Genomic DNA, 21,484 nt, shown 5'->3' with positions numbered 1-21,484 from the left:
AGAATCCAGATAGCGGGACGATTGCATCTGCAACGCGCTATCCAGGCATGGTTGCTGCGGGCCGGGCTTGGGTCCAGCACTTCAGATCGCGCCCGATCATCGATTGCAATGTTTCGAGTTCGGGCAGGTAGAAATCGTGCAGACGCGCGCGCAGGTCGTCGCTCAATGGCGGATATTGCACCGGATGTGCGAGCGCCCCGCGGATGGTCTTGAACCAAAGCTCGTCACGATGACGCCGTACGGCCTGCTTGAACGGTCGTGCAAGCCGCCGAACACCGAGCGGAAGGAGCGGGGTTTCGCTGTCATTCTTGCGGTCCGCGAGATTCTCGGCGACGATCCAGGGTTCGATCCCGATATGGGTCGAGACATCGCGAAGCGTCTGTTCCGGACTGCCACGGACATCGTCATGCAAAATGATCTTGAGCTGTTCGCGCGGAATGTTGCCCAGATAGCGCGCGATGTGCGTCGCATAGCGGCCATTTTCCAGGAAGCGCAGGTTTTCGCTGGTCCCGGGATTCAGATAACGGCCCGGATCGCCCGACACCGAGCCGCGGCGAAAGAGCATGCAATAGTCTGAATAGGCACGATCGACGGGATTGCGCAGTTGCACGATCAGGCGCGCATCGGGGAGCATCGCTGCGATCCGTTGCGCGGCTTGCGGGTGCGAAAGATAATCTGCGGACTTCTCTCCGACGATCTGGGACGCGCCTGCCGCGCGAAATAATCCAGAATACCATTGGCTGCCGCGCTCGAACTCGGTGCTGAAATAATGCGGTTCGGGGCCGGGCAGAAAGATGCCCGGATGCTGGCGCAGTTGATGCGCGATCCACGTCGTCGCGGCCTTCATCGCGCCGATGATGATGAAGCCGGGCATCCGATCGACCGACCCCTCGATCATGCCGCCCGCTCCTCGGCGGTGGCCATCACGATGATCTCGCGCAGCACATTGCCCATTTCCGATACCATATCCTCATCGAGCGTCTGATCGATCGGCAGCATCAGACTCGTTTGCCCAAGCCGCAGCGCCGTCGGTCGCGGGCTTTCGGGGCCAAGCCCGGCACGCACAAAGGCCTGTTCGCGATAAATTTCGGGGCATATGCCGCTCTGGCACGGCAACCCGGCATCAATGGCAGCTCCGATGATCGCATCGCGCGACCAGCCCGGCGAAAGCCATTCGGGCCGGATGAACGCGTAATATTTATAATAGGCCGGCGAGATGCCTTCGGGCGGCGGTATCAGACGTACCGCGGCAAGGCCCGAGAGCGCGTCATCGAGAATCTTGGCATGATTGGCGCGGTCCGCCAGCCAGCTCGGCAGCTTTTCGAGCTGGCGGAGCCCGATCGCGGCTTGCATCTCGGTCATCCGATAATTGCTTCCGAACGATTCATGCAGCCATTTGAACGCTGCGCCTGGCGTCTGTCCCATGGTCAGCGCATGGCTCTTGCCATGATCCTTGTATGACCAGGCGCGCGACCAGACCGCGTCGTCGCGCAGCAGCAGCATTCCACCCTCACCACCGGTGGAAATGATCTTGTCGGTGCAGAATGAGAAAACGGCGGCATCGCCGAATGAACCCACAGGACGTCCATTGAAGCGCGCGCCGTGCGCCTGCGCGCAATCCTCGACGATCTTGATCCCGTAGGAATCGCTGAGGACGATCAGTTCGTCCATCGGGCACGGATAGCCAGCGAGATGGACCGCAACGATCGCACGCGTCCGCGGCGTCATCACTGCGGCGACGGTTTCGGCGTTCAGGTTCTGGGTATCCGGATCGACGTCCGCGAAAATCGGGGTCGCGCCACAGGCAATGACGCAGCTCGCCGAGGCGATGAAGGTGCGCGCGGGGACAATTACCTCGTCGCCCGGCCCGATTCCGAGCGCGCGTAGCGCTAGTTCCAGCGCAAGCGTGCCGTTGGCCAGCGCGATCGCGTGGGGCATGCCGCACATGGTCGCGAACGCTTCTTCGAACGCTTGGCAATGTTCGCCATGGTGCAACGCGTTCACGCGGCCCGAACGGAGGATTTCCACGACCGCCTCGATTTCGTCATCGGCATAGACGGGCCAGTGCGATCTGATTGCCGAACGAAGATGTGGCAGCGCAGTGGGCCTGACGGGCAGGAAGCTGTGGTCGGGAGCGGTCAGGAAGTTCACGTCTATGCCCTCCCGGCCAGAGTGGTTGCTATAGGCATCGGACGGCGCCGGCGTGCGATTGCCGACACAATCGGCTGGTCCACCTCGACCACGTCGGCGCGCGACTGCAACACCTGATCGAGCCGGGCGAGAACCGTGGCGGTGTCGCCCTTGCGCGTGGCGTCGGCAAGCCCGTCAAAGGCGCGATTGAGAATGTTCAAGGGGATGGAGGGCGGCTCCGCCTCGAACACGCCGGGGACGCTCGAAGGCAGTTTTTCCTCGCTGCCGTCGAACAGCTCCTCAAAGAGCTTCTCGCCGGGCCTGAGCCCGACGATATCGATGGGTACGTCGCGTTCGGGAACAAGGCCCGCCAGACGGATCATGCGGCGCGCAATATCGAGAATCTTGATCGGCGCGCCCATGTCGAGAACGAAGATTCGGCCACGCCCCAGATTGCCTTCTAGCGCACATGCCGTGCTTTGCAGCGTCAACTGCACGGCTTCGTGCACAGTCATGAAATAGCGTTCGACGTCGGGATGCGTGACCGTGAGCGGCTGGTGCGTTTCGAGCTGACGCTGGAACAGCGGGATCAGTGACCCGCTTGAGCCCAGCACATTGCCGAAGCGCACGGTCATGAAGCGCCCGGCATCGCCGTCGCGGCAATTTTCGAGATCGAGCGCCTGGCAGTATAGTTCGCCCAGACGCTTGGTGGCACCCATCACGCCGACCGGATTGACCGCCTTGTCGGTCGAGACCTGCACCATCGCGCGTGCGCCCCATTGGCGCGCGGCGTCGGCCACATTGCGCGTACCGAGCACGTTGGTCATCACCCCCGCGCACGGATTCTGCTCGACGAGCGGGACGTGCTTGAGCGCTGCGGCGTGGAACACGAGTTCGGGACGATATTTCTCGAAAGTATCCATCACGCTCTGGCGCTGGCGGATCGAGCACAACACCGCGCTGCGCGGCAGCTCGGGGAAATGCTCGGCCATCTCCATATCGACCGAGTAGAGGTTGAATTCACCGGCATCGAGCAGGATGATCTGTGCGGGATTCATCGATGCGATCTGGCGAACAAGTTCGCGGCCGATCGTTCCGCCCGCACCCGTCACCAGTACCCGGCGGTTTGCCACCGCGCGGATGATCGCGGCATTGTCGAGCTGCGTCTGCGGACGCCCCAGCAGGTCAGTCAGGTCGATTGTCTGGAGACTGAGCGGTGCCTGGCGCGCCGCGTCGGGATCCGCCGGATGCAGTGAGCGGACGACGCGCAGTCCAAGTCCCTGCGCCCCGGAAACGAGCCGGACCGTGCGCTGCGGAGCAAGACAGTCCCCATTGCCCGCAATGATCAGCGCCTCAGGGCGCTGGTGTGCGGCATCGAGTCGCTGCACGGCCTGTTCCAGCATATCGAAGGCGCCCAGTATCGGCACGCCGCGCAGCTTCAGGCTGACATCCTTTCCGGTGAGATCCAGAATGCCAACGACGCGATAGCCCGCATCTGGGGCGATTTCGAGCTGGTGGAGAACAACTTCAGCATTTTCGGGAGAGCCGACAATGATTGTGCGCAACGGAATCGCGCGTTGTTCGCCGCTGTTTTCGCTCAGCGTCGTCCCCTTCAGCCGCCCTCGCAAAGAGCGCCACGCGAAACGCGCGCTTCCAAGCAGCACGACGATGACAAACCACTGAATGATGGGGAGCGACAGCGGCATCCATTGCACCCGTCCCAGCACGACAAGGGCCAGAGTGCTGCAGACGACAGCGGCGGTCGCCGCCTCGACGAGGACGATGAGGTCCGTAAGCGACAAAAATCGCCAGACACGCCTGTGCAGCCCCGCAGCATAGTAGACGAGCGTCGCGGCGATGATCGTCACAGGAAGCGATGCGATGAGCCCTTCCATCATATGCGGAGGAATGTCCCCGCTCAGCCGCAAGCCGAGTGCAATGACGAGTGCCGCGCCGGTCGCGAAGCCGTCAGCGATCAGTATGACCGCGTTGCGGACGTACCGGGGAAAGTTGGATATCCTTAGCAAGTTGATCACGAGCCACAATGCCCCCACCATTTGGTCACGCGCGGGATATTTTCCCGGCGTGCGGTTGATGTTGCGACCCCTGCCGGCAGAAGTGCGGAGAACTTCGGGGCCGGCCCATTCGCTGCCGCTGCCGATTGAACGGCCGGCGTGCTCCACGATCTAAAGAATATGTTCATAAACGCTGAAATGAACGCGCTCTTCGGAGCAGGCTGAATCGGGGTAGCGCTCCACCCCTTTTGATTTCAGAGCTATCCGACAGGCCGCATTGTGCCGCAAACCGTGATGCGTGGGAGGCGCGGAGCGCCGTGCTCGCATCGCGCGCCGGCAGTGCATCGGGTCGGATCTGTATTCGGACGCATTCGTCAGCCGGCTACGCGCGATCCCGTCCGAAAGGATAGTGGCCGGAATTTCCGCCCTTGCGTGCGTCGGGGAAGCTAGCATCAACGCTGCAATTGCCGGTCTGGAGCGCACTTTTCACCGCATCGTGGAATAGTCGTGGCGGTGTCGGCGACGGTTTCGAGTGGGGGCAGTCGAGAGCTATGGCGGATGTGACGCTGCTGCATGTCATCACTGCGCTCAATGTCGGGGGCGCTGAAACCATGCTCGCCAGACTTGTAGCGCAGGGAGCGCCCAGCATCGATCAGCGGATATTGAGTTTGATGACGCCCGGGCCCGCGGGCGAGCGGATCGCTGCAGGCGGGACGCCGATCGACACGCTATCGATACACCGCCGTCTTGCCTCACCCACGCGTGCGCTGAATCTGATGCGCCTCGCGCGGCACCGGCGGCCCGACCTGATCATGGGCTGGATGCACCATGGCCATATTGCATCCTGGCTAGCGGCCCGCGCGGTGTCTCCCGCCCCACCGCTCATCTGGAACGTGCGGCACTCGCTCGACGATATTCGCAACGAGAAATGGACGACGCAGCAGGTGATGCGGCTTGGCGCTGTCCTGTCAAAACGGCCCGCGGCGATCATCTACAATTCGCACGCCGCGCGCACGCAATATGAAGCCCTGGGATATTCGCCGCGTCATGCGCTCGTGATCCCCAACGGTTTCGACTGCGACAAATACCGGCCGGATCCCGCCGCGCCGCGCCGCCTCCGCGGCCTGTTCGGCATTGACGAGGACGCGGTGGTGGTCGGCATGGTTGCGCGCGCGCATCCGATGAAGGATCCGGGCAATCTGGTGGAAGCGGTTCGCAGGGCGCGATCGGACGGTGCGGATATTCATCTCCTCATTGTCGGCCAGGGCATGGCGTCGGCGGACGCTGCGCATGCGCGCGCGATGGCGTCCGGACTGCCGCCGGACCGCTATACGCTCGTCGATGGGCGCGCAGATGTTGCCGCGTGGCTGGGCGGATTGGACATATTGGCGCTTCCTTCGGCGTGGGGCGAAGGCTTTCCGAACATCGTCGGAGAGGCGATGGCCTGCGGCGTGCCGTGCATCGCGACCGATGTCGGCGAAAGTCGGAGCATCATTGCGGAAACCGGGCTTGTGGTCCCGCCGCGCGATCCGGATGCACTGGCGCGGGCGCTGGTCCAGCTCGTCGACGCCGGGTCCGAGGCGCGCCGGCGGCTCGGGCAAGCGGCGCGCGGACGGATCATCGAGCGTTATGCGTTGCACGATGTCGCGGCCCGCTATGTCGAACTTTATCGTGACGTGCTCGCGCACCACGGCCCCGCGCCAACCCGAGGCCTGCCCGGTCAGAAGGGGGTGCCGGCATGAAAGTCGTCGTCGTCGCCAGCCTTGCCTACTCGCTCATCAACTTTCGGGGCGCGCTGCTCGGGGCTTTGGTGAAGGCCGGACATCGGGTAATCGCCTGCGCGCCCGAGGATGACGCTGAGATTATCGCGCAGCTTGCCCAAATGGGTGTCGAATATCGTCGGATCGCGATGCGCCGGACGGGGACCAATCCCTTGTCGGACCTCGTCACGCTGACGGGTCTGGTGTCCCTGGTCCGCCGCGAACGCCCCGATGTCTTGCTCGCCTATACCCAAAAGCCGATCATTTACGCTGGGATCGGCATGCGTATTGTCGGGCGCGGGCGCTATTTTGCGATGGTCAGCGGGCTGGGTCATGTCTTTAGCCCCGGCGCCAGTTCGGCGCTGCTGCGCGCAATCGTTTCGTATCTATACCGGATGGCGGTAGCGCGTGCGGAGGCGGTGTTCGTGTTTAACCGTGACGACCGCGCCGAAATGTTGCGGCATGGCATCATCGACGAAGCGCACAGGGTTGTGCAGGTGCCCGGATCGGGCGTCGATATCGCGCGTTTCGCGCCGCAGCCTGTGCCTGCGGGCGCGGCGTGCTTCCTGATGGTCGCTCGGCTGCTGCGCGACAAGGGTTTGTGCGAATTTGTCGAGGCGGCTCGGCTGCTGCGCGCCCGCGGCGCGCCCGCGCGCTTCCTGCTGCTCGGTCCGCTTGACGCAAATCCCACCGGAATCAAGCGTGCCGAGGTTGAGGCGTGGCATGCGGAAGGGCTGGTCGAATATCTTGGCGAAACGCGCGATGTGGCGCCGATCCTCGCCCGCGCCACTGTGTTCGTGCTGCCCAGCTATTATCGCGAGGGACTACCGCGCACGATATTGGAGGCGATGGCCGTGGGCCGCGCGGTCATCACCACCGATATGCCCGGCTGCCGCGAACCCATCGTCGAGGGTGTGAACGGATTTCTTGTTGCGCCACGCGACGCCGGAGCCCTCGCCGACGCCATGGAGCGATTTATACGGGATCCGGATCTTGCAACCCGCATGGGCGCGGCGGCGCGACGCACTGCGCAGGATCACTACGCCGTCGAAAAGGTCAACGCGATCCTGCTGGGAACCATGGGGCTCGACCGTGAGCATCAGCCGCGCATAGTCCCGGCTTCGGGCGGGATAGGTCGCCGTGCGTTCGACATTGTCGCGTCCTTGCTCGGGATAGTGGTGCTCGCGCCCCTGGCTCTGGTCATCGCGGCTTTGGTCGCCCTGTTTCTTGGAAGGCCGATCCTGTTCACCCAGACGCGCTGCGGCCGCAAGGGGAGACCCTTTCGGTTGCGCAAGTTCAGGACGATGACCGACGCCCGGGCGGCCGATGGCTCGCTCGCCGACGACGCTGCCCGCACGACACCACTGGGCCGCTTTCTGCGCCGTTTCCGGCTCGACGAGCTGCCGCAACTTCTCAATGTGCTCAAGGGCGAGATGAGCCTGGTCGGGCCGCGCCCGATGCTCCCCGAATCCAGCTTGCTCGAGGGAGACGTCGGTTCGGTGAGGAGTTCGATGCGTCCGGGGCTGACCGGCTGGGCGCAGGTCAATGGCAACACGCTGCTGACCGAGGAGGACAAGCTGTCACTCGATCTGTGGTATATTGCACACGCCTCCTGGCGGCTCGACTGCCAGATCGCCCTTCGTACGCTGCTTGTGCTTGTGCGCGGCGAGCGGCTCAACCATCCAGCGATACGGAGTGTGTATGCGGGCGATGCTCGTCGGCGCGGTTGAAAGCACGCGCGTCGCGCTCAGCGCCATCGCAGCAAGTCCGGACTGGTCGCTTGCCGGCGTAATCACGCTGCCCGAGGATCTGTCTGGTCGTCATTCCGATTTCGTCGACCTGGGTCCCGAGGCGGTGGGCGCGGGTGCGCGCGTGATCAGGTGCGCCAACGGCAATGGCGACGAAGCACTCGACGCGATCGGCGAGATTGCGCCCGATTGCACCTTTGTCATCGGCTGGTCGCAGATCTGTCGCCCCGCGTTTCTCGACGCCGCGGGTCGCAAGGTCGTTGGCTATCATCCAGCGCCCTTGCCGCAGTTGCGCGGCCGTGGGGTGATTCCGTGGACGATACTGCTGGGGTATAACATCACCGCCTCGACGCTCTTCTGGATGGACGAAGGCGTCGACAGCGGCCCGATCCTCAACCAGCATTTTCTGCATGTCGGCGCGACCGAGACCGTCGGTTCGCTTTACGCGCGGCATATAGAGGCCTTGTCGGCAATGCTTGCCGAGAGCCTTCCGTTGATCGCGAGCGCGAGAGCGCCGCGAATCGCACAGGACGCGCAATATGCGAGCTGGGCAGCGCGACGCACCCCCGAAGACGGCCGGATCGACTGGTCGCGCCCGGCGCCCGAGATCGAACGGCTGATCCGCGCGGTTGGGCGGCCCTATCCTGGAGCATTCACGACGTACGGCGCCTCGCGTCTGACGATCTGGAGTGCCCGGCCATGGCCGGGGCGGAACGGCATATTGCGTCGGCGGGCCAAGTCATCGCTCGGGATACGACGGGTTTCGCGGTGCGCTGCGGCGACGGGCGAGGACTCTGGATCAGCGATTGGGATAGTGTCGACGGCATGCCAAGGCTTCACGCCCGGCTCGGTGGACATGGGGGAGCGCGGGATGCTTGAAGGGATCAGCCGGGCGATGGTGATCGCGCCGCACCCCGATGACGAGGTGCTGGGCTGTGGCGGCACGATCGCCAGGCTTGCCACGATGGGCTGTCGCGTCACCGTTGTGCTTGCGACGCGCGGCAGGCCGCCGCGCTTCACTGAATCGGCGGTCAACATGCTCGAGGGGGAGATCGCCGCCGCGCACGCCCGCTTGGGGGTTGCCAGGCGACACTGGCTCGATTTTCCCGCGGCGGAACTGGACCGCGTCCCGCACGCTGAATTGAACGGCGCGTTGCGCGATCTCGTCCTATCCGAAGAGCCCGAGGTCCTGTTCGTTCCCTTTGTCGGCGACATCCATCTCGATCACCAGATACTCTTCCAATCCGCGCTGGTCGCGGCTCGCCCGAGCTTCGAAACGTTTCCTCGGATGGTGATGGCCTATGAGACGCTTTCGGAAACCAACTGGAATGCGCCCTATCTGACGCCAGGATTTCAGCCCAATATTTTCGTCGATATCGCCGATCATCTATCGGCCAAGCTCGAAGCCTTTGGTTGTTATGCCTCGCAGCTACGGCCGTTTCCGCACGAACGTTCCACCGAGGCGCTGGCAGCGCTTGCCATGCTGCGCGGCGCAACCGTGTGCAAGGCGGCAGCCGAGGCATTTGTCCTCGTGCGGGCATTGGGGTGAGCGTCGTCATGCGCCCCCAGCCCGCCGGACAGATCGTGGGTGTAATGCCTTCGACGCGCAATGGCGGGGGGCAGCGTATCGCGATGCTGGTCACTTCCGCGGGCAGGCGCGTCGAGCTGCTCCGCAGTTTCTGGTCCTCGGCCGCGGCGCTCGGCGTCGAGCTCGATCTCTTCGCGTGCGATCTGCGCCCCGATTGGAGCCCCGCATGCCATGAGGCGGGCCGCGCCTTCGCGGTGCCCCGTGCCGATGATCCCGATTATGCGGACGTGGTTCTCGAACTGTGCCGCGATAATGGCATTTCGCTGGTCGTTCCGACGATCGATACCGAACTCCATCCTCTGGCGCTGGCGCGCGATCGCTTCGCGGCGATCGGCGCGACGGTATCGGTAAGCTCACCTGCGCTGGTCGGCATTGCGCGAGACAAGCTGCGCACCGCGGAATTTCTGGCGCAGCATCATATTGCCAGCCCGCGCAGCGCGCCGCTTGATGCTGTTGAGGCTGCGGCCGCGGAGTGGTCGTGGCCGCTGCTCGTCAAGCCCGCGCATGGCAGCTCCGGCCGGGGCGTCCAGATTGTCCACGATATTGCGGAACTCCGCCGTATCGAATCCAACGAGCCCTTCATCGCGCAAGAACTGTTGCGCGGGCGCGAGCATACGGTGAACATGTTCTTCGATCGATCGGGGCAATTGCGCTGCGCGGTTCCACATGAACGGATCCAGATCCGTGCGGGGGAGGTCGAGAAGGGCATCACGCGGCGATCGCCGCAACTTGCGCGCCTCGCTGCCGATATGGCTGCGGCATTGCCCGAGCCGAGAGGCGCGCTCTGTTTCCAGGCCATGGTCGACGACGCCGGCGAAGCAAAGATATTCGAGATCAATGCGCGGTTCGGCGGCGGATATCCGCTGGCGCACCATGCGGGAGCGACATTCTCCACCTGGCTTCTCGAAGAAGCTCTTGGCAGGGCGCCCGGCGCGCATGACGCGTGGCGCGCGGACGTCATCATGCTGCGCTATGATGCAGCGGTCTTTGTCGGATCATGATCCCGCATCCGCCTCCGTATGAGCGCGTCGAGCGTGTGGTTGTCTTCGATCTCGACGACACGCTCTATCTCGAGCGCGATTATGTGTTGAGCGGATTTCGCGCCGTGGGCGCGTGGGCGGAGCAGCGCTTCAAGATTGCGGACTTTGCTGCGCGGGCAACTGCGCTGTTTGATGCAGGGCACAGGGGCGATGTCTTCGACCGCGCCTTCGCCGACCTCGGTGTACGCACCACGCCGGAACTGATCGGTCAGGCGGTCAGCGTCTATCGAAAGCACTGGCCCCAGATCAGTCTGGCACAGGATGCGGCCGCGCTGCTCGCGGGGGACCGTCCCGATGGTTTGCGCCTTGCGCTAGTGACCGACGGTTTCCTGGTTGCGCAGCAACAGAAGCTCAGGGCGCTTGGGCTGGCATCGCACGGTTTCTGGCCGATGATTTGCACCGACCTGTGGGGGCGCGCCTATTGGAAGCCGCATCCGCGCGCCTTCGAGTGCATCGAGGCGTTGTTCGGACTCCCGGCCCGGTGCCTTACCTATATCGGCGACAATCCGACCAAGGATTTTGTGACCCCCCGGCGGCGGGGATGGCGAACGATCCGGGTGGATCGACCGCAGCGCGTCAATATTGCTGAGGCAATGCACCTTTCGGGCGAGAGCGACCTGACCATTGTGGACCTTTCGAGGCTCGACTGGACTAATATCTGCGCCGAAGGATGACGTACGTAATAATCCCATTGGTAATGCTTCGCGAATGGCATTAGCTTCATCTTAACACACTGAAAGGGCGTCCATCCCCTGTCGATTAAAAGGCGACTGATTGGCCGTTGAGGCAATTCATTCGTATAATCGGCAAGATTTGGGCGAGTGAGCGAATTGTCCGACACGCAATGGCGGTTATCGTCCGTCTTTGCGTAATCAGCATCCGCTTTAGAAAGAATAATTTCAGGGGTTCAGTACGAATTATTATCAGGGCGGTGGTCGCATAATCCTGTTTCCATGAATTGCAGACAGTGCAGTGGAGGGTGTTATGCGTGACAATATTCAGGTTTCTATCCTTGGCAGAAATGAAATTGTTCGGGAGGGGCTAAGGCGAATCCTTACCGAACAGTCATTCAACGTCCTCGACGTTGTGCAGGATGCCGAGCAGATTTCCAGCGACAATGAAAACGGCAATCAGCATTGCCTGTTCATCGTCGATTCCACTTCGGACAAGGAAGGACTCGATACATGTCGGAAGCTGCGCCAGCGGTTTCCGGGGTGTCGCGTCGTGATAATGGCCGACAATTATCGACTCGACGCCATTGCCCGCGCCTTCGAGGCGGGCGCCGACGGCTATCTGGTCAAGGCGATATCGTGCGAACCGCTCGCGGGCGCGCTCAACCTGATCGCGCTTGGCGAAAAGGTGGTCCCGACCCAGGTTGTCGAGTCGCTCACCAACATGCACTGGCAACCGGCCAGCGGCGACTGGGAAGCGAGCCGTGCCTCGGTCAACATTTCGGATCGTGAAATCGAGATCCTGCAATGTCTTGTCTGCGGTGAGGCCAACAAGGTCATCGCACGTCGCCTCGATATCACCGAGGCAACGGTCAAGGTGCACATCAAGGCGATCCTCAGGAAGCTGAACGTGCTCAACCGCACCCAGGCGGCGATCTGGGCGGTCATGCGCGGCATTGGTGAGAATGATCGCCAGATCGCATCGTGCAATTGAGGATGCCGTCGAGTTGCGGGGATGCGTCTACCGACGCCCCCGCGGCTAGCCCGATGCCCGCCCGGCTACTTCCAATGGGGATTTGGACATCGCCGCGCTAATCTCCTGGGTTGGGCGCTTATCATTTTGATCGCTGGCGAAGCTGTTGGACTAACATAGAATGTCTGATCGGTGCCATGCCGGGAAGCCGGAGACGGAGCGGTACCCCGACCATTTGAACCGCGGGGGATGAAGAATGACGGATGGAAAGATCGTCCGCATAGTTGAGCCGCAAGCGCTGAGAGGTGTTGCAGTTTCGGAGCCATGGCGCCCGAACTCGAAATCCGAGGCGGCCTATGTCGGCATGATCGAAATCTGGCGTATCATGATGCGCCATCGTTCGCTGCTCATTGGCGCCATTCTCGGGGTGCTTGCGCTGACCGTGCTCATGCTGGCGCTGACCAAGCCCATATACACCAGCTCCGCGGTCGTCATGGTTCAGCCCGAAAAAGAGGTTGCGGATGTGCAGGCGGCAACCGTCGTCGCCACACCTGACGAGGAACTGCGGATTTCCACGCGGATGGAACTGCTGCAATCGCGTGCGCTGGCAAGGCGTGTCGTCCGCAACGCCGATCTTGTCGAAGATCCTGAGTTTGCGAGCGCGCCCGAACGGGGGCTCAGCCTGATGCAACGCATCGGCCTGCAACCCGCTCCGCCCAAGCTCGAGGACAGCACGCTGCTGGCGGAGATGAGCGCAAAGGACGTCAACGCGGCTGCCGAGAAGGCCAGGCTGGAAGAGGTAACCGACCGCCTGATGGGTCGCACGGCGGTGACACGGCTCGGGCGATCGCATCTGATCGACGTCGCGGTCAATTCTGACGATCCCTACAAGGCGAGCCACCTCGCCAATCGCATCGTTCAGACGCACATCGAATCGCAACGCTCGGAAGAGCGCAACTCGCGCAAGCGTGCGATTGCTGATCTGACGCAGCGCGTCGGAGATCTGCGCGCGAAGCTGGAATCGGAGGATTCGGCGGTCGCGGGCTATATGCGCGCAAACAACCTGTTCGCGGCGCGCCCTGAAGAGATCAACAATTCGCTCCTGACCCGCATCGCGGGCGCCCTTTCGGAGGCCAAGGCGGCGAGCGCACTGACGGGCAGTCGCGCAAGCGGCGTGGCAAGCGCGTCAAGCACGATCGCCAGCTCGCCCGTGCTCAACGAGCTGAAAGGGCAGGAGGCGACGCTGGCCGCCAAGGCCGCGGATCTTTCGAGCTTCTATGGTCCCGGGCATCCCGACCTCGCCAAGGTGACGGCTCAGCTCTCCGACGTTCGTGGGCGCATAGTCGAGGAGACAGCGCGCGCCACGATCGCGTCGACGCGGACCGCCGCGATCGACAGCCGCGCGGATGCCGCGCGGATGGGAGCACTGGCAGGCGATCTTGGCGCGCTGCGCGCTTCGAATTCGCGCGAAATGGGTCAGGTGGTAAACCTGAAGGAGCTTCAGCGGGAAGCGGACACGAGCCATCAGCTCTATCTGAGCTTGCTCACCCAGTTGAAGGAGCTCATGGCCAAGCCCGAAGAGGCCCGTCCCGACATGCGGATCATCTCGACCGCACCAGTACCGACCTTGCCGAGCCATCCCGAGCCCAAGCGGACATTGGCGGTCGCGCTTATCGGCGGCGCAATTCTCGGCATCATCCTCGCGCTGGTGGCCGAGAATGTGGATAATCGTCTGCGTACCGCGACGCAGGTGGAGCGCGCGCTCGGCCTGCCGACATTGGCGATGGTGCCCAACGTCTTCGGCCCGAAGGCGCTTTTCGCGCCCCATTCGCTCATCGCCGAGCGCCCGGGTTCGGTGTTTCCGGAGGCGCTGCGCAACCTGTATATCGAGCTGCTCGCACGCGTGGGCAAGACGGGGTCGATGGTCGTCGTCGTCACGTCGCCTTTGGTGAACGAGGGCAAGACCACGGTCGCGGCGGGTCTTGCTGCGGCCGCCAGCGCGCTCGGGCACAGGGCGGTTTCGGTCGACGTTGATCTGCGGCAGCCCGGGACCGCGCATGTTCCCGGCGACGAGGCGGAAACCCCCGATATGGTCGCGTATCTGAGCAACCGCGCCGGGCTGGACGAGGTGCTTGTCCCCGACGCGCGGCTTGGCCATTTCGTGCAGATCGGGGTCAATCACTCGGTGGCGGACGCGAGCGCGTTGATCTCCTCGCCGCGGCTGGAGGAAATGGTCAGGCAACTACGCGAACGGTTCGACCTCATCGTCCTTGACGCCCCGCCGATCCTCCCAGTGCTCGACGCCAAGATTCTGTCGGGCATTGCCGATGCGACGATATTGGTGCTCGACTGGGGACGGTCGCATCCCGAGGCAGCGCGCGTCGCGGTCGACATTTTTGGCGACGATATCACGGGCGTGGTGCTCAACCGGGTAGACTATGGCGAGCATGCGCGCCGCAGCTATGGCGACGCGATCCACTATTATGCCCGATATCAGGAATATTATCGCTCCGACGGGGGCGCCGTTGTGCCGAAAAACGGCTTCAAAAGCGTTCTCGGGCGCCTTCCCGGGGCTGCGTCTCTCACCGGAGCGGTTCGACGCATCTTCGGGAGAGACGCCGATTGAACGGCATGGAAGCCAGGTTTGCGACCGACCGTCCATTTAGGGCGGCCGGCTCGAGTGGAAGGGGTGACGATCGATGTGCGGCATAGCCGGGTTCTTCGATCCGTCTTCGTCAAGCGGCATATCCGCGATGCTCGCAGCGATGACCGATGTCATCGCGCACCGGGGCCCCGATGATACGGGTGCATGGATAGATCCGGCCGCCCAATTGGCGTTGGGGCACCGGCGGCTGTCGATCATCGATCTCTCGCCAGCAGGCCATCAGCCAATGATATCGGCCACGAAACGATATGTGATCGTCTATAACGGCGAAATCTACAATCACTCGGCCTTGCGCGCGGAACTCGAAGCCATGGGTGCCGCACCGCGCTGGAAAGGACACTCCGACACCGAAGTGATGCTTGCCGCCTTCGAACGATGGGGCGTCGAAGGCGCGCTCAGTCGTTTCAACGGCATGTTCGCCTTTGCGCTTTGGGACAGGGAACTGCGCGCACTGTATCTGGCGCGTGACCGCATGGGGGAGAAACCGCTCTATTATGGGCAGGGCAAAGGGGCGTTTCTGTTCGCCTCGGAACTCAAGGCGATCGCGGCGCACCCGGCGTTTGAACCGGTCGTTGACCAGGCCGCATTGGCACTGTTCATGCGCCACAGCTATGTGCCGGCGCCGCACAGCATCTGGCGAGGCATTCGCAAGCTGCCCGCCGCGCACTATATCGTCGTCAGGGACAATGGCGCATCGGTGAGCGATCCCATATGCTACTGGAATTTCACTGATATCGCGATGTCGGGCGTCGCGAGCCCGCGAGATGACCATCCCGGTCTGGTAGACGAACTGGAAGCGCTGCTGTGCAACGCCGTCGCGCAGAGGATGGAGGCGGACGTTCCGCTGGGCGCCTTCCTGTCGGGCGGAATAGACAGTTCGACGATTGTGGCGCTGATGCAATCGGTATCGTCGCGCCCGGTGCGGACATTTTCGATCGGGTTCGATGACGGACGTTTCGATGAGGCACCGTACGCGCGTGCGGTGGCCGAGCATCTGGGCACCGATCATTGCGAAATGTACGTCACGGCCGGTGACGCGCTTGCCGTCATCCCACAACTTCCGACGATCTGGGACGAGCCCTTCGCCGATCCCTCGCAGATTCCGACCTATCTGGTCAGCAAATTGACGCGCAACCATGTCACGGTCAGCCTTTCCGGCGACGGCGGGGACGAGTTATTTGCCGGCTATGCGCGCTATCATCGTGCAACCCGCGTGCGGCAGTCGCTTGGCCATATTCCCCTGTCACTACGAAGCATGGTCGGCCGGTCGCTTCAGGATGGACTTCTGCAAGGCATGGTCGGTGCGGCCGAGCGTGTCCTGCCGCAGCACCTGCGGCGGTTGGCGCCTGCCGACCGGCTTTCGAAACTCGGCAGCCTCTTCCGCGCCGATTCCAACGGCGCTTTCTACCGCGATTTCATGTCGATCGGAAAGCCTACCGGTCTGCTTGCGACGGACGCGCACGTCGAAAGTCAGGTCGACGCTCCGCCCCTGTTCACAGATCTCCGGCAGCAGATGATGTATCTGGATACGCTGATATATCTGCCCGATGACATTCTGGCCAAGGTGGACCGCGCCAGTATGGCGGTAAGCCTTGAGGCACGCGTGCCTTTTCTGGATCACCGCGTCGTCGAGTTCGCCTGGCGCTTGCCCATGTCCGCAAAGGTGAAGGACGGGCGCGGCAAGCATATATTGCGTCAGGTGCTCCATCGCCACATTCCCGAAGCGCTGGTGGATCGCCCGAAGAAGGGCTTCGGGCTCCCGCTGGCGGACTGGCTCTCGGGTCCACTCAGCGAATGGGCCGAGGCGTTGCTTGAACCGCACCGCTTGCGCGAGGAGGGCTTTTTCGACGCCGATCAGGTCAGTCGCATCTGGTCCGAGCATCGTTCGGGCAAGCGCCGCTGGCATTTCTGCTTGTGGGATATTCTGATGTTCCAGGCGTGGCACGCCGAGCAGCGATTGTCTCCGCCCCTTCGTTCCACGCCGCCGCACGCATTGCGCCTTACGGTGGCTGGTGCCGCGCGCTGAGCGTGCTGGCGACAAAAGAAACCCCCATCATGTGCTCGGTTGGAGGCTGCGCCCGCCGCCACTGCGATTCAACTCGTCGCGGCTTGCTTGAAGCGGCCCCGCTTTGCGGGCATGAACTGCACGCGTCGATCAGCGGGAAAAGGGCTGGCGGCAAAGGGGTACGCAGGGGGTTGCGACATGATGCGGCTGGTTTTCCTGATCTGCCTCGGCGCGATCGCATTGCTCGCGCTGATGCCCGGTGGGCCGACGACGCCCGCGCTAAGACCCGGCCAGCCCGGCCAGGCCGCCAATGTCGTTGCCGAGAATGCCGCCGCCGATGTGGCACAACCACGCGTCGAGCGGGCGGGCAACGGAAGCGCCGAAGTGGTCCTTCAGCGTGCGCCGGATCGCCATTTCTATGCCGAGGCGCAGGTCAATGGCGCGATTGTGCGCTTCCTGGTGGATTCGGGCGCAAGCGCGGTCGTGCTGACGCGCGCCGACGCCCAAAAGGCGGGAATCGGCGCGCAGCCGGGCGAGTTCACCGCGCGCGCAATGTCCGCGAACGGCGAGGTCAGGCTGAAACCCGTGATGCTCGACCGGTTGGCGATCGGTCCCGTCTCCGCAACCAATGTCGAGGCGATGGTGGCGGAGAACGACCTGGGCGTATCGCTGCTCGGCCAGAGTTTTCTTGCGCGCGTCGCCAAGGTGGAAATCACCGAAGGCGAGATGCGGCTGCGCTGATTCAGCCCTTTCGCGTCCGCTCCCACAACATAATCACGGCGCTCTTCGGATGGGCACCGGGATGTTGCAGACGTCAGCACCGCCCGCCGGGACGTTGAAGAACGGGTCGCGCCGGTTGGCGCGCGCGTCGCGATAGGCGCGAAAGCTCCCTGACGACAGATATTGGTGGCGCGATTTCGCACCGGGCTCCGCTTCCGACATTGGCTTTATGCTGCCGATCGCAATCCGCTGGGCGGGGTCCGTGTAAAAGCCGAGATCGCCCGTCCCGCGCGGGCGCGACGCCAGAAACTCCATTCCCTCGATCACGCGGCCGACCAGGGCGATATTGCGGTCGAGATGGCGCGGCGCCTGGCCGATGACCGCATAGAGTTCGGCGCCCGATCCCGTGTCGGGAGCGAGGTTTCGGCCGACGCCGACCATGCCGTAGCAATGCGTGAGCCAGACATTTTCGCCATTGCCGCCGATCGGCCAGCCCTTCCAGAAGCCGGTCTGTTTCGCATAGGGATCGGGCCATTCGATCCAGTTGGGCGAAAGCCCTTTCTGGCTGCGAACATATTCCTCGGCGGGCTTCGCGACGACGCCCTGAGGCAGCGCCTTCTTCTCGGTCGCATCGCCCCATTGCACCACATAATTGTCCTGCACCCGGTTGATGCTTGTGCCATCCCACCAGCGCGCGGCTGCGATTTTTCGGATATTGCCGACATGGACGGGGGCGAAATCGGGCGCGAGCTGAATGACGACGCGACCGCCCTCGGCAGTATCCATCAGCAGCAAATCGCTTTCGGGGATGTCTATCCAGTCGGCGGCCGGCGCGCCCGCCGCGATCTCGGCAGGGCTGGGGGCGGGCGTGTCGCCGGGCGCGAGCGCGAACCAGGCAACGGGAGCGAGTGCTGCGGCAGCGAGCAGGGCGACCTTTATCATTGAGGACGGGAGATTAGCGCCGGAAACCCAAATGAAAAGGGACGAATTTTCCGAGATACGGCGCGCTTCTTCGCCGGCGTGTCAGCGCCGCTATTGGGCGCAGGCGGCGCGGTCTCCGGCCTTGCATGCCTCGACACGCCGGCGCCATTCGGCCAATGCGGCGGCATGTTGCTGGTCGCGCTCGGCTACGGCCCGGTCGTGCCGGGTCAGCGCCGCCTCATGCTGCGCCTCCGCCTCGCGTGCGGCCTGGGCGCGCGCATCTTCGGCCGCGCGACGTTGATCCTGCGCAGCCTGGGCGAGTGTGGCGTTGAGTTCGGCGGTGCGTTTCCGCTCGGCGATCTCGGCCGCCATCGCGTCAATCGCGATCGAGGCGGCTGTATCCACATCCGGCGCTTCTATGGTGGACTGCGCGGCGGCTTCGGCAGGGGGGGCGGCCGGCTCCGCTTGCGGCGACGGGGCGGGCGCCCGCGCGGGAAGGCTGGGTGGCAGGTCGATGGGGCGAATGCTTCCTTGCTGCGCAGCGAGGGGTGAGGCGGAGAGCGCCAAGGCGCACAGGAGACGGCTGGACATGATAAACTTTGGCTTCCCGCTGAGCCGGATGGCGATGGTAACGCGCAGCCCTATATTGTGATCCCATCAGATTGCACACCACCTTGCAACCGCGACAAGGCGCTGCAGCCGATCGATGGTGTGGATTATCGGCCGGAGCCCGACTGCAACGATCAGGTTGCGTCGCGCGCCAGTGCGCGATAGGGGCTTCACCATCCAGAGCATGCGGAGCGGTGGCCGAGTGGTCGAAGGCGCTCGCCTGGAAAGTGAGTATACGGCAAAACCGTATCGAGGGTTCGAATCCCTCCCGCTCCGCCACACATTCTTAAGTATTTTATATAGAACGATAATTTGCAATTTCCCGCGCAGTTCTGCGCTGGCGTGGGAAGAGTCCGTGCACCTCGCGCATCTGATCGACGGCTATGATCTCGCCGCGCGGCTCGGGATCGAGGATCTGCAGGCCTTTACCATGGAGGTTGCGCGCAAGACGGCTGACACTGGTCTCTGGACAAGCGATGCACTGGATTTGTGGCTGGTATTGTTTGGCCTGTATCGGGCCCAGCGGATCTGGGGTCTGGATCCGGCGTTCGGCGGCGAAATACTGATGGATGCACTTGTTCGCGATCTCCGGGGGCGGTTTGTCCGCTGAAGGGTGGATTTGTGGGACAGTCCCGACTGTCTGGTTTCAGGCGCCCGAGGCACGATAGCTGCCATGTTAATTTAGCTGCGTTTAGCCGCCGCAAGTCCGCTAAGTCGGACAGGCCGGTTTTGGGACATGGCGCCCGAATGGTTGTCGCTCATTTGAGGAGTGAGACATTTTCGCTAAGCGCACGTTTCCGCCGTTCCACTTCGTTCCCTGCGTCTGGGAAGCGATCTTTCGGCTCGCGGACGACGTAGGGGTTGGCCGTGCACATCGGTTGAGGAATCAGCGCGCACGGGGCACCCGTGCCGTTCTTCGTGCACGTCACCCGACGCGGCGCGCGCACTCGGTCCAGTATTTGTCGCGGACGATGCGCCGCAGCACCTTGTGCGCCGCGCTGAGCGGAAGAGTGTTCACAAAGCTGACCGATTTGGGCGCCTTGTGCTTGCCCAGTCGCTGCTTGACGTGTTCGATAAGTTGCTCGGCCGACGCGTCGACATCGGGTTTGAGGATGACTTCGGCATGCACGGCTTCGCCCCACTGGTCGTGGGGAATGCCCACGACCGCCGACATGACAACCGCAGGGTGCGAATTGATCGCGTCCTCCACCTCGATCGCGTAGACGTTGAAACCGCCGGTGATGATCATGTCCTTCTTGCGGTCGACGATATAGAGAAACCCCTTCTCGTCGCGATAGCCGAGGTCGCCCGATTTCCAGAAGCCGTTGTGAAACTCCTCCGCGGTGCCTTCGGGGTTGCGGTAATAGCCAGAAATCGTGGTGCGCGCGCGCATCCAGACCTCGCCGACCTCGCCGTCGGGCAACTCATTGCCGTCATCGTCCGCGATGATGACCTCGACGCCCGGCGCGATCCGTCCCGCGGAGGCCAGATGGCCAAGATCGCCGTCGGGACCCGGCAGGTGATCGGCCTTGCCGAGCTTCGCGACCGGCTGGAAGCACTCGGTCGCGCCATAGACCTGGATGAAGATGTTGCCGAAGCGCTCTTGCAGCATGGCGAGCTTCGACGCACTGATGGGCGCGGCGCCGTAATAAATAGTGCTGAGCGTCGAGAGGTCGTGTGCCTTTGCTTCTTCCAGCTCGAGCAGGCGGTAGAGCATGGTCGGCACGAGCGTCGACATGGTCGCTCGCTCGGCCTCGATATTGCGGCACCACTCGACGAGATTGGGAGTGTTCTGCGTGAGCAGGCATCCGCCGCGGAAGAAGAGCGGTAGCACGCCAAGCGCCGCACCGTGGCTTAGAGGCGCCATCTGGAGAGCGCGCGTCCTGTCGTCGTGCGGCCCGTCGGCATCGGCAAAGAAGGAATCGCGGCACGCAAGCCAGATGTCGGTCGTATATTGCGCGCACTTGCCCCGGCCGGTCGTGCCGCCGGTGAAGCGATAGATCAGGATGTCTTTGTGCGCGTCATTCTCCACATCGGGATCGGTTGCCGCGACGCCGTCAAGCAAATCCCAGAAATAGTGCACATTCTCGCGAGGCTCGAGCAGCGGATCCATGCACACAATGGTGATTCCGCGGCTGTTGAGCGCTTCATGATAGCGTTCGATCAGCGCCGTCTCGAGGAACGCCACCTTGGGACCGATCCAGTCTATCTGCCAGAGATGCTCGTCGTAGGAATCATGAAAGTTGGTCCAGGCGGCCGCTGCATCGCCCTTCAGCACGGTCCAGGCATGGAGAAGCGACAGGTTGTCGTTTTCGAGAAGGCAGAGATAAGAGGTTCCGCGCTGAAGGCCTAGTCGGTGGCGCATCATGTTCACGATGCGATTGGTGAGCAGATGCAGTTCGCAAAATGTGTAGCGACGGTTGCGCTCGATGTTGATCAGCGCGTCCTTGTCCCCATAGCGACGCACAAGCTGCGCGGCCATCCGCGAGAAATTGATCTTCATGCCTCGTCTACCCTCTCCCGGCGCAATTCTTCGCGCACTTTGTCCGGCAAGGACTATCAGCCCGCCGGCATGCGCCTACCCCCCTCCGGGAGGGGGCATTCTAGCGTGCATCGGCCGTGTTGCGTAGCGCCCCCTC

Annotated in this window: 16 protein-coding genes and 1 tRNA gene; 11 read left to right on the top strand and 6 right to left on the bottom strand. The window is 63.2% G+C overall.

The genetic code is table 11. From position 1 onward, the window contains the following. Window positions 1–37: 37 nt before the first annotated feature. Genes D3876_RS04880 through D3876_RS04870 form a run of 3 tightly spaced genes read right to left on the bottom strand, consistent with a single transcriptional unit; the run spans window position 38 to window position 4,166 of the window. On the bottom strand, window positions 38–898 hold the full coding sequence (locus D3876_RS04880) for a sulfotransferase family protein (protein WP_119759997.1): 861 nt from the start codon (window positions 896–898) through the stop codon (window positions 38–40). Further along, complete coding sequence (locus tag D3876_RS04875; RefSeq protein WP_238475242.1) at window positions 895–2,151, bottom strand: DegT/DnrJ/EryC1/StrS family aminotransferase; 1,257 nt, start codon at window positions 2,149–2,151, stop codon at window positions 895–897. Before D3876_RS04875 ends, D3876_RS04880 begins: the two co-directional genes overlap by 4 nt. A 2-nt stretch (window positions 2,152–2,153) precedes the next feature. Continuing rightward, the gene (locus tag D3876_RS04870; RefSeq protein WP_238475241.1) at window positions 2,154–4,166 is read right to left on the bottom strand and encodes a polysaccharide biosynthesis protein; all 2,013 of its coding nucleotides are present in this window, start codon (window positions 4,164–4,166) and stop codon (window positions 2,154–2,156) included. A gap of 530 nt (window positions 4,167–4,696) precedes the next feature. On the opposite strand from D3876_RS04870, the gene D3876_RS04865 reads away from it, so the two are divergent. The 9 genes from D3876_RS04865 (at window position 4,697) to D3876_RS04820 (ending at window position 17,336) form a co-directional block, all read left to right on the top strand. Next, window positions 4,697–5,887 carry a glycosyltransferase gene (locus D3876_RS04865; RefSeq protein ID WP_119759995.1) on the top strand — a complete coding sequence of 397 codons (1,191 nt, stop codon included), beginning with the start codon at window positions 4,697–4,699 and terminating at the stop codon, window positions 5,885–5,887. Further along, a complete protein-coding gene (locus D3876_RS20735; RefSeq protein WP_119759994.1) occupies window positions 5,884–7,635 on the top strand; it encodes a sugar transferase in 1,752 nt (583 codons plus the stop codon). The genes D3876_RS04865 and D3876_RS20735 overlap by 4 nt, the downstream gene beginning before the upstream one ends. After that, window positions 7,607–9,202 (top strand): PIG-L family deacetylase, encoded by a 1,596-nt coding sequence (locus D3876_RS20730; RefSeq protein ID WP_238475240.1) that lies wholly within the window; start codon window positions 7,607–7,609, stop codon window positions 9,200–9,202. Before D3876_RS20735 ends, D3876_RS20730 begins: the two co-directional genes overlap by 29 nt. An 8-nt stretch (window positions 9,203–9,210) precedes the next feature. Then, window positions 9,211–10,242 carry an ATP-grasp domain-containing protein gene (locus tag D3876_RS04845; RefSeq protein WP_238475239.1) on the top strand — a complete coding sequence of 344 codons (1,032 nt, stop codon included), beginning with the start codon at window positions 9,211–9,213 and terminating at the stop codon, window positions 10,240–10,242. Further along, window positions 10,239–10,955, top strand: coding sequence for an HAD family hydrolase (locus D3876_RS04840; RefSeq protein ID WP_119759992.1), 717 nt, complete (start codon window positions 10,239–10,241; stop codon window positions 10,953–10,955). The genes D3876_RS04845 and D3876_RS04840 overlap by 4 nt, the downstream gene beginning before the upstream one ends. Before the next feature lie 310 nt (window positions 10,956–11,265). Further along, window positions 11,266–11,946 (top strand): response regulator transcription factor, encoded by a 681-nt coding sequence (locus D3876_RS04835; RefSeq protein WP_119759991.1) that lies wholly within the window; start codon window positions 11,266–11,268, stop codon window positions 11,944–11,946. 235 nt (window positions 11,947–12,181) lie between these two features. Continuing rightward, complete coding sequence (locus D3876_RS04830) at window positions 12,182–14,551, top strand: GumC family protein (RefSeq protein ID WP_119759989.1); 2,370 nt, start codon at window positions 12,182–12,184, stop codon at window positions 14,549–14,551. 73 nt (window positions 14,552–14,624) lie between these two features. Further along, complete coding sequence (asnB, locus tag D3876_RS04825) at window positions 14,625–16,616, top strand: asparagine synthase (glutamine-hydrolyzing) (protein ID WP_119759988.1); 1,992 nt, start codon at window positions 14,625–14,627, stop codon at window positions 16,614–16,616. A gap of 177 nt (window positions 16,617–16,793) precedes the next feature. Beyond that, window positions 16,794–17,336, top strand: a complete 543-nt coding sequence (locus D3876_RS04820) for a retropepsin-like aspartic protease family protein (RefSeq protein WP_182911876.1) — start codon at window positions 16,794–16,796, stop codon at window positions 17,334–17,336. 33 nt (window positions 17,337–17,369) lie between these two features. On the opposite strand, the gene D3876_RS04815 is transcribed toward D3876_RS04820, so the two are convergent. After that, entirely contained in the window at window positions 17,370–18,257 is an 888-nt protein-coding gene (locus tag D3876_RS04815) for a peptidylprolyl isomerase (protein ID WP_119759985.1), read from the bottom strand. A gap of 90 nt (window positions 18,258–18,347) precedes the next feature. After that, window positions 18,348–18,641 carry a hypothetical protein gene (locus D3876_RS20195; protein ID WP_147417591.1) on the bottom strand — a complete coding sequence of 98 codons (294 nt, stop codon included), beginning with the start codon at window positions 18,639–18,641 and terminating at the stop codon, window positions 18,348–18,350. A 392-nt stretch (window positions 18,642–19,033) separates the two neighbouring features. Between D3876_RS20195 and D3876_RS04805 the strand changes: the two genes are divergently transcribed. Further along, window positions 19,034–19,124: transfer RNA gene (locus tag D3876_RS04805), tRNA-Ser, on the top strand. 76 nt (window positions 19,125–19,200) lie between these two features. Then, window positions 19,201–19,455 (top strand): hypothetical protein, encoded by a 255-nt coding sequence (locus D3876_RS04800; RefSeq protein WP_119759982.1) that lies wholly within the window; start codon window positions 19,201–19,203, stop codon window positions 19,453–19,455. Window positions 19,456–19,770: 315 nt separating this feature from the next. Here D3876_RS04800 and D3876_RS04795 read toward each other — a convergent pair whose 3' ends face one another. Then, window positions 19,771–21,348 (bottom strand): AMP-binding protein, encoded by a 1,578-nt coding sequence (locus D3876_RS04795; protein ID WP_119759981.1) that lies wholly within the window; start codon window positions 21,346–21,348, stop codon window positions 19,771–19,773. Window positions 21,349–21,484: the final 136 nt, after the last annotated feature.

Origin of the sequence: Sphingomonas cavernae (assembly GCF_003590775.1) — a bacterium.
Lineage (GTDB): Bacteria > Pseudomonadota > Alphaproteobacteria > Sphingomonadales > Sphingomonadaceae > Sphingobium_A > Sphingobium_A cavernae.
This window is presented reverse-complemented; position numbering and strand designations above follow the sequence as displayed.